The organism is Stenotrophomonas sp. 05L413 (assembly GCF_056397945.1).
On sequence record NZ_JBFTOL010000004.1, the window covers coordinates 372,949 to 386,283 of the forward strand.

General features: G+C 61.7%; 6 protein-coding genes. 1 reads left to right on the plus strand and 5 read right to left on the minus strand.

Annotated elements, in window-relative coordinates:
• Positions 1-634: 634 nt before the first annotated feature.
• Genes AC1DIQ_RS10890 through AC1DIQ_RS10900 form a run of 3 tightly spaced genes read right to left on the minus strand, consistent with a single transcriptional unit; the run spans position 635 to position 4,969 of the window.
• Positions 635-1,552 carry a TniQ family protein gene (locus AC1DIQ_RS10890; protein ID WP_478050017.1) on the minus strand — a complete coding sequence of 306 codons (918 nt, stop codon included), beginning with the start codon at positions 1,550-1,552 and terminating at the stop codon, positions 635-637.
• A complete protein-coding gene (locus AC1DIQ_RS10895; RefSeq protein ID WP_478050018.1) occupies positions 1,542-2,582 on the minus strand; it encodes an ATP-binding protein in 1,041 nt (346 codons plus the stop codon). The genes AC1DIQ_RS10890 and AC1DIQ_RS10895 overlap by 11 nt, the downstream gene beginning before the upstream one ends.
• On the minus strand, positions 2,582-4,969 hold the full coding sequence (locus AC1DIQ_RS10900; RefSeq protein WP_478050019.1) for a DDE-type integrase/transposase/recombinase: 2,388 nt from the start codon (positions 4,967-4,969) through the stop codon (positions 2,582-2,584). Before AC1DIQ_RS10900 ends, AC1DIQ_RS10895 begins: the two co-directional genes overlap by 1 nt.
• Before the next feature lie 1,458 nt (positions 4,970-6,427).
• Between AC1DIQ_RS10900 and AC1DIQ_RS10905 the strand changes: the two genes are divergently transcribed.
• Positions 6,428-11,920 carry an autotransporter domain-containing protein gene (locus AC1DIQ_RS10905; RefSeq protein WP_478050020.1) on the plus strand — a complete coding sequence of 1,831 codons (5,493 nt, stop codon included), beginning with the start codon at positions 6,428-6,430 and terminating at the stop codon, positions 11,918-11,920.
• Between the two features lie 69 nt (positions 11,921-11,989).
• On the opposite strand, the gene AC1DIQ_RS10910 is transcribed toward AC1DIQ_RS10905, so the two are convergent.
• Positions 11,990-12,436: a nuclear transport factor 2 family protein gene (locus AC1DIQ_RS10910; protein WP_121040371.1), complete on the minus strand. Its 447-nt coding sequence runs from the start codon at positions 12,434-12,436 to the stop codon at positions 11,990-11,992.
• A 25-nt stretch (positions 12,437-12,461) separates the two neighbouring features.
• Positions 12,462-13,307, minus strand: coding sequence for a type 1 glutamine amidotransferase domain-containing protein (locus tag AC1DIQ_RS10915; RefSeq protein WP_478050021.1), 846 nt, complete (start codon positions 13,305-13,307; stop codon positions 12,462-12,464).
• Positions 13,308-13,335 lie beyond the last annotated feature (28 nt).

A 13,335-nucleotide genomic window follows, 5' to 3' on the forward strand; every position in this document is an offset into this window, starting at 1 on the left:
CCCCCCTCCATAGACGTGACAAGTCTAGCGGCTTAACCGGCCAACACCACACCATAGTGAATTGGACAGGATGCAGTAGACAGTCACACCCTCACTGCGTGTCCGCTTTTGGCCGAAAGCAGTCCTCGGCACGAAGAAGTCAGCGCGTGGCTGAGTGGCGGGGGAGCGGCTGCTATGCGACGGGTGCTACACCTGTGATGACTGGAGAGAGGCATCAGTCCCTGTTGTTCTGGCGATGAGCAAGCCAAACCGCTGCCGCCGTGAGCGAGACAACTAAGAGCACGATCACCCCGGCAACGATGCTCATCTGTTGAAAGAGCGTCAGGTTGTTCATCAGCTGGTCGCCTGAATGGGTAGTGGGAAATATGGCGCGATGTCGGAATCAGGCAGTCATTGACACTGCTCTAAGGGATGCTATTAGCACGAAAATCATGTGTTTTCTTCAGTTGAAAGTCTACCGTTGGTCGTCTCAAAGACGCAACGTTGCGGCTGGTGTTGCTACAAGTTGCGGGCCGCATGGCTGCATTGCGAGGGCGCTATCTGTCGCGTGAGTTCCGGGAAACTGCTGCGAGCACGGGAAGATGTCTGGCTACAAAGCCCCAGGTCACTCACCGAGGTCGAGCATGCGGCTATATCAGAGGGAAGGAAGAGCATGCTCGGGGAGAAAGAAGTCTCTCGTGTAAGGACCCCATGGGTGTAGGAGGCTATCGATCGGGAGTCCGAGGCGAGCTGACGTTCGTCTGACCATGGAGAGGGTCGGCGGCTGCTCTCGACGTAGGTACGTCATGAACTCATGACGTGGCAGTCCTTCGAACCGGAAGCGCTCTCTTTTCTCAAGCCAGACGTAGCAGACGAGTCGATGGATGAAGCTTCTGATCGCTCCCACTTGGTAATCACCAGTCCGGAACATGGAGCTATCGACTAGTTCGACCAGATCCAGCGCATACTCCTCATGGGCAACTGCTACGCGCGTAGAAGGGTGAACCTGGTCAAAGCGCGTCCCGCAGGCACGACATGAATCAGCGTACGCGGGCCCTGCAAGCGGCCTTGCGTCGCACTCTAAGCAACGATTAGTGAGTCCCATCCGGTGTACGTGGCAGGCCTTGACGGCCGAGAAGGACCACACAAGCTTATGGTGAACCGGGACGCCCTCCAAAGACTGATCCGCGACGCACCCAGGACACCATTTGCTGAACCGGGAATAGCAATTCACGGTCCGACTTAGCGCTTTGGATAGGAACATGAAGGTTGAGTTCTTCAGAGCAATTTCGCACTCCGATGCCATTTTTGTGAGAAGCGGAACGACCGAGTGTTCGACTGGCCGTGGTCGATCCAGCTGGGGGCCTACTACTGCCGTTATCCTGTCTCCAGGTCGAAGCTCCGAGTGTCGGCCCGACCTTCTTGCAATCACCTCGAAGAGGTAGGAGGGAGTGACACTGTGCAGACGTGCAAGCCGGAGCACGTATGAGTGCAGTGCCTCGACATCGCCAGTATTCTTCCCGATGATTTCCAACGGAAGCAGGCGTGGAGTGGTTTCGTCCTCAGATTTCATTGCGGCGCGTTTTCCTCTTGAATGGAGCTGTCTTCTTGCTCGCTCGCACTGCCAACGTCGGCCCTGCTTCGGGCATGGTGACGTCCTTTTTTGCTGAAAAATGGAGTTCTCCACGCCGGATCTCGGCGTTAACCGCGGCAAGCGCTGAGCTAAGTTGCCTGGTCCGAGCCCAATCACCCTGTCCGGGTATCGAGCGGCCTTCAGATCGGCAGGAAGCTAAGGCATTCCGAATCCATCGTGAAAGCGCACCTATGCAGCCCCATGAGCCGTCATGAAGTGCCTCGATGTACTCATCCATTGCATGCGCGTCCTCATGGATGAGGCTCGAGTAGTGGCGCACTATCCTTGACCATTCGACCATATCCATCTCTGACTCCCGGTAGCGGGGGAATTCGATGGTTTGAGATCGGCCAATCAGATGAGGAGCCAAATTGACCGCGGTCAGAAGATCGTAAGAACCGACGAGAACAAGGCGAACTCCTGTCCTGGCGGCCAGCACCTTGAATGAATCCAATATTGCACCGGCGGACCTCTCCCCACCTTTCGCGTTCATCACATGGTGGGCTTCGTCTATGACCAGGAACTGTGTACGCCTCGCCACGAGGCATCTCTCGAACGCCGAACGCATCGCACCCTCTGTGGTTCGGCTAAGAAAGGAGTCGCCGAGTCGACCCTCACGTGCAGCGACGTCGGTGCTCAACAGCGGATGGCGGATCGAGTTCAGGCAAGCGCTTAGGAAAGCCTTCGTTGAGAAGGCCCCTGCTGTTGAGTCGTTTCCAGCCGGGACGTAAACAGAGTGCATATGATCCTGCTCATCAGGGGCCTGCTTGGAGTGGGCTCCAAAGACTTGTCGGCTAACACTAGACTTGCCAACCCTGGGCGGTCCGACAAGAATCACCACCTCCTCGGTCAACACTGCGGTCCGAGCTGCTTCCAGATAGCGTCGTGTCTCATCGTAGATTCTGTGTCCAAGACGCTTGGCGACGACGAGGTCAATCTGCTCCGCCAGAGATTTCTCTTGCTCAGCCACTACCAATCCTCGACGGACATTGGCTCAGTGCTAATCGCCTTGAAGCTTCCAAGAGATGGGGGACAGCTAGTCGGACGATCTGTCGCCAGTTGAGGTTCGTTGGGCTCTCTCGCATGGGGTGCTTTACGAGACATCTCGCGTCTTTCAATCTCGGCAATCAGCTGCCTATCGGAGTCAGCCTTCATCAACTCTCTCAGTGATGAACCATCTCTCGCCCACACCGCATACGCCATCGCTTCGGCATGTGATTGCTGCCCTGCTTGGAGCGCAGCGTATGCTTTGCAAACAACCCACTGATTGTCGAGCAGTGCATAGAGGATTCGTGGATCCTGGCCATCGATTCGCGTCGGCACGCTTCTCCCCGCGAAAGCTGCGAGGGCGTCGTGCCACATGTGAAGGTCGCCAGCATGGATTCCGGTGTTTCCCGAGACCTTCAAGGGCTTCTGCTTCAATGCAGTTTTTACCAAGAAAGTGAGGTCGACCTGAGCTTTTATCCCGCTAAACGGAAATTGTCGTAGCCCACTTAGCATCTTTGCCTCAGGGCATTCGCTGCTGTCGCCTGATGGACGCCTGCCGACCCACTGACTGAATGCTTCCATCTCGTGCCAAAGATCTACCAAACTAAGCTCTGCCTTGGCCGACGGTTGTTGGTGTGAGGATATGGAGCGAGAGAAGCGAATCGTCTTGATGCTTCCTGGAAGGAGGTCCAGCCAGAACGTTTTCGCTTTGCCGAAGAACCGTTCGACCTCACCCCCGAACCTTCCGTTTCCAGGTGGGCGAAACATGATGGTGATGTTCAGCTGCGCCGCCATTGTCGAGTAGTGAACGGATGTGAAGTCTGATCCGTTGTCGCTGATGATTGTTTCGGGAAGACGTCCGTGCCTGCGTGCACAGTCGCGCAGCACTTGTGAGCTAGTGCCTTTATTGGGCGCTCGTAGTGACATCCCGAATGCGAGGACACACTGGGTGTAGCAGTCGATGAGGACCGTGATCCACGGACGCGCGGTGTAAGTCTTGCCGTTGGCCCTCCCGACTACCACTTCGATGTCTGCTAGATAGTGGTCGCATTGAGCGAGCTCGAAGGGACGCATGGCTTTCAGCGATCTCACTTCTACCGAGGACGGCGATGACTTTGAATTCGCTAGGCGTTTGCCACCTCTGGATTCAGCCGTTTCCTGTTCAAGCTCGGCAATGATCTTCCGAGCCGTTGTCTTTCCGACGGGACGGTGAGCCGGATGGTGAAGTTCCGCGTGAACCTGATAGCGGCGGTACACCGAAAGTGGACCAGGGTTACTATCGCCTTCTAGGCAACGCTTGAGTTCCTCGCGAGCAAACAGGAGAACTGACGCTGGCCGCTTGAGCGTCCTGTTTCCGCTTGATGCGTAACGGGGTGTCAACGCCGCAATTGCGGATTTTCCCTGTGACTCACCATCTGCACGTCGAAGTCGGAGCCGTCTTGCGTGCTCCTTCTCACTTCGTGTGCGGATCTCGCCTTTAAGGAAGTTCAGATTTGCGAGTCCCGTCACTAGGTGCGAGCTGCTTGGTACAAGGTCTCTGCTCACCGTGTCTTCGCTAGAAGGAACTACGTGCCTTGAGCGCTCGATCTCCTCGATTAGCTCAGTGCTCAGAAGCTCCGGTGACGCTGCGAGCAAACAAGTGGAGGGACTGCTTAGCGAGTGTTTGGAAAGATCGGCAAAGATCCTTCCATCCGCAACAAGTTGCAATAGTGATGTGCAATCTTGAGTGTTCATCTTCTGCAAGACCTCGGACATCGTCACCACTCTTCTCTGAAGAATATGGGCGAGGGCAGCCCGCTCTGTTGCGGGATCTGCGTCTGCCAACTCGACCATACGGAGCGTGAGAAGATTCTGGGTAAATTGCTTGCAAATCCTGCTGGATGGAATAACTACATGGCGGATGCCGATCGACGCGAAGAGGTCTCGAGCGGCTAGGTCAACATAGTTGTTGTCACATTTCGTCCAGGAAAGGCTGGTCTCCACCAACTCTTCCAGCTTGGAGCTTTCCTTGACCTGTACGATGAGTAGCCCTGTCTTGCCCAGCACAATGAAGTCAGGCGTGTAGGGATACGGGCGTTTCCCCTTCGGAGTATCACGCAGGAGCTCCACCCTTGGAGGCTGCTCGTAATAGGCTATGACGTCTTTGTCGCGCTCTAGCTCTACGGCGTAACCGTATTCATGCCCACTCTCCAGATTCATCGTGCAGCCCATCTTGAACGACGGAAACTCCACGAGAAAAGATGGCCGATTCGGGGCGGTACCAATGTTCCGGCCTACTCCGATGCTCGATCTCTCGACATACTCGGCCGCGGCAGATGTCAGCTGATGATTAGCTGCATAAGCCTTCCGGTCTTCTTCAGTGAACTTCATAACACCCCCGCCCACAGCAGCTAGCTGTAAGGGTTCTTGGGATCAGGCACGGTGAAGCAGGCCCGTGGGAGACGAGACTTGCGGCCTGATGCGTTGGGGGCTAAAGTTGGACCAGCTTCGCGAGAAGTGCTGTTCCCAGAAATGCCTCGGTTGCTGCCGGGGCATTTCCTTTTTTAGCCAATGATTTTTCAGTGGCTATGTCATTGCTTGGTCTCCTCGGTCGCTGTCTCCTCTGCTGCGGGATGACTGGCGCCAAGACTCTCCACCCATGACGCAACGTCAGCCGAGGTGGCGAAGAGACCCTTTCGACCCGGAATGCTGAAGAGTGCTATTGGTAACGCATCCCTTCTGCGTGCCTTCATCAGCGCATCTTTGCTCTTAAACCTGAGCACGCGCGCGACTTCTTCTGAGGTAAGAAGAGCGCCGTAGCGTGTGAGAAGGTCTTGTCGTAGCGCCGAAATAGCGGCCATGGGAGGCGTAGGGCTTGGGTCAGGTAGGCCTACAGTAAGGCGCGCGCTCTGTGTTCGCAAGCGGCTGATATTAAAGAGAAAAAAGAACTAGTTGTTTCGGCAAATTGGGCCGATTGAAGGTGGTTGGTTCTAATCCACGATCCGGTTTAATCGATTCGGTTCGGATGCTCACTGGTGCTCTGACTTAGGCGCCCGGCGCCATCGAGACTCTTGGAGTTGGTCCTAGGTAATGACTGGCCACCATCTATGGTGGCCTGTCTCCCACCAACTATGCGGAGCCGCACAGCAGCCTGCGCGGCCTCGGGCGCCGCTGCGCAGACACGTGGGGCTGGTTAGCCACGCATTCCCCCAGACAGCATCGGCACGACGCTACAGGTTCAGGCAACGTGGCCGATATCTCCGCATGGCGCGCAAAGCGCGTGCCCGATCGGCCGGTGGGATGGCCGGCTCGGCGACCGCTGTGTAGTTCGTGGCGGTCACGGGTGGAACAAAGATTGCAGCGCGTGACCTGCCTGGAAGGAACCGGGCAGCGGTAGGGGAAGGATCACAACTATCCAGGCGGGCAATCGCTCTTGGGGGACTCCCGGGGCGGTTGTGCTGTTTTCGGCCTTTCCGCGGAAAGGCACTACAAGGCAACAAGGGGTGTCGTGTGTCGTTGATCGTGTCTGCCTGCCGGGCCGCTGGTGTGTGTCCCAAATCCCAACAGCGCCGCACTCTGCGTCGCTTCACCCTGTTCGCCGCAGCGTTCTGCGGCCTTGCCGTAACCGCGCCTGCGATGGCGGCGCTGTCCAGTGGCTGCCAGGCGATTCAAAACTACTGGGGGAACGGCATCACGGTCAGCGGCGGTATTGACGATTATCAAGCGGACTATCAGGTCGCCCAAGGCGAGCGAATCCACTACACAGTGACGTCCTCGGGCAGTACCAATGCGACCGCTGGAGCGGGAGGCGGTGGCTTCACCCTATGGCAGGGAAACAATGTTACCGACGTGGGCGAAAACTACGCGGCGCAGAACAATGAGTTGAATCTCAACGCCACGCACACCGTGCCAGCCGATTTCAGCGACTACCAGGTGTACCTGTGGTCGGGCACGGGCGGCGGCACTTTCACCGCAACGGTGACCTGCCAGGCGCCGGCACCCCCGACCATCAGCGACGCACGCATCAGCATCAGTGGCGGGACCGGTACCGGCGGCGCATACAAGATCGGCGATATCCTCACCGCGACGTGGAACAACAGCGCGAGCGGCGACAACAATGCCGGCGTGAGCGCGGTGACCGTCGACTTCAGCCAGTTCGGGGGTGGTTCGGCCGTCGCGGCCATCAACAGCGCCGGCATCTGGACGGCGACGTACACCCTCACGGCCGGTTTCATCGACGCCGCCAACCGCAACGTCAGCGTGACCGCGACCAATGGCGGTGGCAGCACCACCCGTGCGGACACCACCAATGCCACGGTGGATACCATCGCCCCGACGTTGTCCAATGCAAACATCAACATCAGCGGTGCGTCGGGAACTGGTGGTGCCTACAAACTCGGCGACACCGTCACTGCCGTCTGGAACAACACGGCGGGTGGGGATAACAACAGCGATACGATCAGCGCAGTCAGCGTGAACTTCAGCCAGTTCGGTGGCGGCGCCGCTGTCACCGCCGTCAACAGCAGCGGCGTCTGGATGGCAACCTATACGATCGTCGGTGGCGCCATCAATGGGGTCGGCAACCGCAACGTCACCTTGACCGCGACGGACAATGCCGGCAACACCACCACAACGGCCGATACCAGCAACGCGACGGTCGACAATCGCATTGCTTCGGTCAACGGCATCGCGCCGGTGGGATCCCCCGCCGCAAGCGACGCGGCGATGGCATTCACGGTGACCTTCGATGAGACGGTGTCGAATTTGTCCACGGACGATTTCACACTCGTCGGCACGGGCAGTGCCAGCGGCAGTATCGTGAGTGTGTCGGCGAGTTCCGGGACGTCGGTCAACGTCAACGTTGGCAGCATCGCGGGTTCGGGGACGCTCAAGGTCAATCTCAATGGCGCGACGGACATTGCCGATGCCGCGGGCAACACCGGTGTTGCGCCTTACCTGTCCGGTGTGACCCACACCGTGGCGATGCCTGTCGCTCCCGGCGCGCCGGTCATCGGCGCAGCAACGCCTGGCGATGCCCAGGTATCCGTGGCATTCACCGCGCCGGCCGATAATGGCGGCTCGGCGATCACCGGCTATCTGGTGACCGCCAGCCCTGGCGGTGCCACCGCAGGTGGCAACGGATTCACCACGTCACCCATCGTGGTCACAGGCCTCACCAACGGTACCGCCTATACGTTCGACGTGAAGGCAATCAACGCAACCGGCACTGGCGCAGCCTCCGGCGCGACCAGCGCGGTGACCCCGAAGGGCAACCAGTCCATCACGTTCGGTAATCCGGGCACTCAGACCATGGGCACGTCGCCAGCGCTCTCGGCGACGGCAACCTCGGGACTCGTTCCTGTGTTCAGTTCGTCCACTGGTGGGGTGTGCACCGTCAGCTCGGGCGGCACACTGACCTTCGTCAGTGCCGGCGTGTGCACGATCGATGCCGATCAGGCGGGTAGTCCCGCATGGAATGCGGCTACCACGGTGACGCAGACCTTCACCGTCAATGCGGTGGTGCCAGGTACGCCGACCATCGGCACGGCCACCGCCGGTAACACCCAGGCCACGGTCTCGTTCACGTCACCGTCCTTTACGGGTGGCAGCGCCATCACCGTGTACACGGTGACAGCCAACCCGGGCGGGGTCACTGCGACCGGCGCCGGTTCACCAGTCACGGTGACCGGCTTGACCAACGGCGTGGCGTACACCTTCACCGTCACCGCGAGCAACGCAGCGGGAACAGGTGACGTATCGGCGGCGTCCAACAGTGTGATGCCTGCAGCGCCGCAGACCATCACCTTCAACAACCCCGGCACGCAGAACTTCGGCACCACGCCGACCCTGACCGCCACCTCCAGCGCCGGTGCCGGCTATACGGTCAGCTTCGGATCCGCCACCTCCGGAGTGTGTACGATCACGACCGGCGGCGCGCTGACGTTCCTTTCCGCAGGCACCTGCACCATCAACGCCGACCAGGGCGGCGATGGCAGCTACCTGGCCGCACCCCAGACAAGCCAGTCATTCACTGTCGCTCCGGTGGCGCCGGGCGCCCCTCCCGCTCCGTCGGCCACTGCCGGTGATACCCAGGCCAGCATCGCGTTCGTGCCGCCTGTGTTCACCGGCGGCGCCAGCATCACCGGCTACACGGTCACCGTCAGTCCGGCCGACGTCGCCCCTGTGAATGGAGCGAGCTCGCCAATGGTGGTTACCGGGTTGACCAACGGGGTCGCGTACACCTTTAAGGTCACGGCAGACAATGCCGCCGGCGCGGGCCCGTCCTCGACGGCGTCCAGCGCGGTAACCCCCAAGGCCGCGCAGCTCATCACGTTCAACAACCCGGGAACGCAGAACTTCGGCACAACGCCGACCTTGACCGCCACGGCGGATTCCGGACTGACCCCGACGTTCACTTCGTCCACGACCGGGGTGTGCACGATCACTACCGGCGGCACGCTGACCTTCGTGGGTGCAGGTACATGCACCCTGCATGCCGACCAGGCCGGCAACGGCAGCTATCTGCCGGCGGCCCAGGTCACCCGAACGTTTACGGTCAATGCAGTTGTCCCCTCCGCGCCGGACATCGGCACCGCGACGGTCATCGGCGCCGGCCAGGTAAGCGTGACATTCACCGCACCCGGCAACGCTGGAGGCGCGCCGGTCAGTGGATACACCGCCACCGCGGTGCCTGGCGGTGCCACCGTCGCGGGGAGCGGCTCGCCGCTGAGTTTCAACGGCCTGACGCCGGGTGTCACTTACACCTTCACGGTGACCGCCACCAACGGCGCCGGTACGGGTTCGGCTTCAGCGGCCTCCAATGCAGTCACGCCGGCACCTGCCCTGGTTGCCGGTCCCGCCAAGGCCACCGTCGCCTACGGTGCGGCGGCAACCACGATCACGCTGCCGATCACAGGTACACCGACCGCTGTAGCGGTGGTCACCGCCCCCAGCCATGGCACGGCGACGGTCAACGGCATGGATATCGAGTACGTGCCGGCCATGGGCTATGCAGGTCCGGACAGCTTCACCTACCGCGCCAGCGATGCCTACACCACCTCCGCAGCAGCTGCGGTAGATATCACGGTGTCCGCACCGACGCTGGCGCTGGATCCTGCTTCGCTGGCGTCGACCACGGCCAGCAATGCCTACCGTCACGTTCTGTCGGCCAGCGGCGGTACCGGTCCCTACGTTTATGCGGTCTCCGGTGGCGCGTTGCCGGCCGGCGTGCAGTTGTCGCCCGGCGGCGAACTGTCCGGTATCCCCAACAAAGCAGGCTCCTTCAGCTTCACGGTGTTGGTGACGGACAGCAGCATCGGCACGGGGCCGTTCACCGCGAGCCGCAGCTACACCCTCGTGGTGGATGCGCCGACCCTGGTGCTTGACCAGCCGCAGCTGCCGCCCGCCGATGGCGGGCAGGACTATCGCCAGCGCCTGACCGCCAGTGGCGGGACAGCGCCCTACCGCTTTGCGCTGCGGTCCGGCAGCCTGCCGCCAGGGCTGCTGCTCGCCGAATCCGGGGACATCTCCGGTGAAGCTACGTCCGCCGGTACCTTCGATTTCGACGTGGAGGTGACCGACGCCAATGGCTTCAGCGGTCAGCGGAGTTACCGGTTCGTGGTGGCGGCGGCCGTACAGACCATCACCGGCTTCACCGCAACACCGGCAGATCCCGTCTACAGCGTGGGCGGCAGCTTCCGTGTCGCCGCCACCGGCGGTGACTCCGGCAATCCCATTGTGTTTGCCAGCACAACCCCTTCGGTGTGCGCTGTGCAGAGCGACACCGTGACGATGGTATCGGCCGGTCGCTGCGTGTTGACCGCCAATCAGGCCGGCGACGCATTGCGTGCCGCCGCAACGCAGCTGCAGCTGGAGGTGAACATCGGCATGGCCACCCCGGTGATCACCTGGCAGGACGATCTGAGCAAGGTGTATGGCGAATCGGACTTCGAGCTGGCCCTGCCGCAGAGCACCAGCCCCGGCGCGTTCACCTTCAGCAGCTCCAACATGGCCGTCGCCACGGTCAATGGCCGCAGGGTGACCGTGGTGGGTGAGGGCAGTGCGGTGCTGACCGCAGCACAGGCGGCAAGCGGCAGTTACGCAGCAGCGTCGATCGAGGTCCGGCTGGTCGTGGCGGCGCGCCCTGATCCGACCGCCGATGCGCAGGTTGTCGGCACCTTGCAGGCGCAGGCCGATGCCAGCATCCGCTTTGCCCAGGTGCAGCAGGGCAACATCCGCGACCGCCTGCGCCAGGTGCGGGTCGGCAGCAATGCCTCCAGCTTCAACGTCGCCCTGGCCTACGCAGGCGGCCTTGGTGTGCCGGGTATCTCGGTACCGCTGAACAGAGCGGCCGACAGCATGGTCAACGGTCTTCCGCGCCTGCCCGAGGGCTGGGGTGCGTGGGCAGCCGGTACGGCGACCTTCGGCAAGGCCGGGCGCGGCAGCGGCGGGTTCGACTTCAACACCGGCGGCATCACGGTGGGTGCGGATCGGGCCATTGGCGAGAACGTGCTGCTGGGACTTGCCGGCAGCTGGGGGCGTCAGGACAACGACTTCAACAACAGCCCGTCCAGCACCGATGCGGACCAGCGCTCGCTGGCCGTCTACGGCCTGTGGCGCGCGGGCCAGCACGTGTTCTTCGACGGCATGCTGGCCAGCGGCCGGCTGGATTTCGATGTGAATCGCTGGAATGAGGTGGTCGGCGCGTCGGCGCACGGCTCGCGCAAGGGTGACCAGTGGTTCGGCTCACTTACCTTTGGTTACGAGCATCGCAGTGCCCGCGGCACCACGCTGACCAGCTATGGCCGCTACGATGGGCACCGCGCGAGACTGGATGGCTATCGCGAGCATGGTCTGGATGCATTCGATCTGACCTACGGTCGTCAGGACATCGACAACAGCAGTGTCGCGCTGGGCATCGAGGGCAACCATGCCTTCCAGGGCGAGCGCGTCAGCTGGCGTCCGCATTGGAACGTGGAGTATCGCAAGGCGCTGGAGAACCGCAGCGACGCCACGATGAACTATGTGCAGCGCCCGAACGCGAGCGATTACGTCCTGGCAATGCGCAGCTACAACGACGATGCCTTGTCCATCGGGGCTGGCGTGGACCTGCAGCTGGACAGCGGCTGGATGTTCTCGCTGCTGCTCGGTCACGAGCAGGGTCGCAACAGCCTGCGCAGCAACAGCATCGGCGTGCAGGTGCGGTTCGGCGGGCAGGGCGGCGGCGGAGTGTCGCAGGTGGATGCCGATGGCAGGGGGGCGCGTGAGTGCGCGCAACAGCGTCATCGCGACGCCACCTCGCGTTGTGGCGATCCACTGGCTGGGGTGCGCGGCGAGCGCTGATGCTTCGGACGCTTCATCGCTTCCGGTCCACACCCGGAAGCGATGGGCGTCAGGTTCGCGCATTCCAGCTCAGGGCTTGATCTGGCCGGTCCAGGACTTGCTCATGATCTTCCACTGGCCATCGGTCTTGAGCAGAACCACGTAGTCCACGCCGTCCCAGCCGGGGTAATCCAGCATCACGCGGACGGCCGCCAGGTTGGTGGCCATGTCCACGATTTCATAGCGGCGCTTGCGCTGGGCCTCGTTGGCCGCCGGCGTGCCGTTGAAGCCTTCGGCGAACTGTTCCCCGGTCCGCATCTGCAGCGCGCTGCCACGGGCTTCGGAGTAGCCGATCATCACCCCGTCTGCCCGGAAGACGTCCTTGGCCAACGTATTGTCGGCAGTGATGTAGGCGCGCATGAAGGTCTGCATGACCTTGTCCACCGCCTCACGATCGGTGCTCTGCGCCATGGCCGAGGTGGGGAGCAGCAGGAACAGGCTGGCGGCAAGGCCGACGGATCGAATCGATACTTTCATGGTGTTTCCTCAGGGGTGTGGGAGATCAGGGTTGAGCGACTGCCTGGTTGGACGCCTGCACGGTGTGGATGCGAAGCGCCTCGACCACGGCCTGCGCCACCGGCGTGGCAGAGGCGTAGTTCTGCCCGGTCACCAGCCGGCCATCGACTTCGACATGCGGGTCATCGCTTTCCACCGTCCGGAAGGCACCGCCGCGGGACACGACGGTCTGGCGGATCAAGAACGGGAACTGGTTGAAGTAGGGCGCATCCTGGCGTTCGTGCTCTTCGGGGTAGCCGCTGATGCGCTTGCCCGAGACCAGGTACTGGCCGCCGGCAAGCTGGAGATTCACGATGCCGGCCGTGCCGTGGCAGACCGCCGAGATCACCCCGCCGTTGCCCTCGTAGACCCGCATGGCAATGCGCTGCAGCGCCACGTTCTCGGCGACCCCGTACATGGCATTGCTGCCGCCCACGTAGTACACCGCCCGGTACTGCGTGGGATCGATCTGTGCCGGGGTGACGGTGCCGCGCAGCCCGCGCATGATCCGGGCATCGTCCAGGCGGTGCGCCACGTCGTCGCTGACGTAGTCATCCAGAATGGGTACGGCGCCGCCATCGGGTGACACGAAGTCCACCGCGTAGCCGGCGGCATGGAAGACATCCCAGGCATGCACCACCTCGCCAAAACTGACGCTGGCCGGGAGCGTGGAAGTTCCGTGCACCTTGGCGCTGGCGAGGATGAACAGGATGCGGTCCTGCTGGCCGCTGGCGGGCTGTCCCATGGCCGCGGGGGCGGTGGTCCGCGGCGCCGCGTCGGTGGTGCAGGTGCCGCCCAGCCAGACACTGAGCAGGAGCAATACGAAGGTGGCGAGGGTACGTAACGACTGCATGGCGCTGACTCTCAGGAAGGAGCCAGCA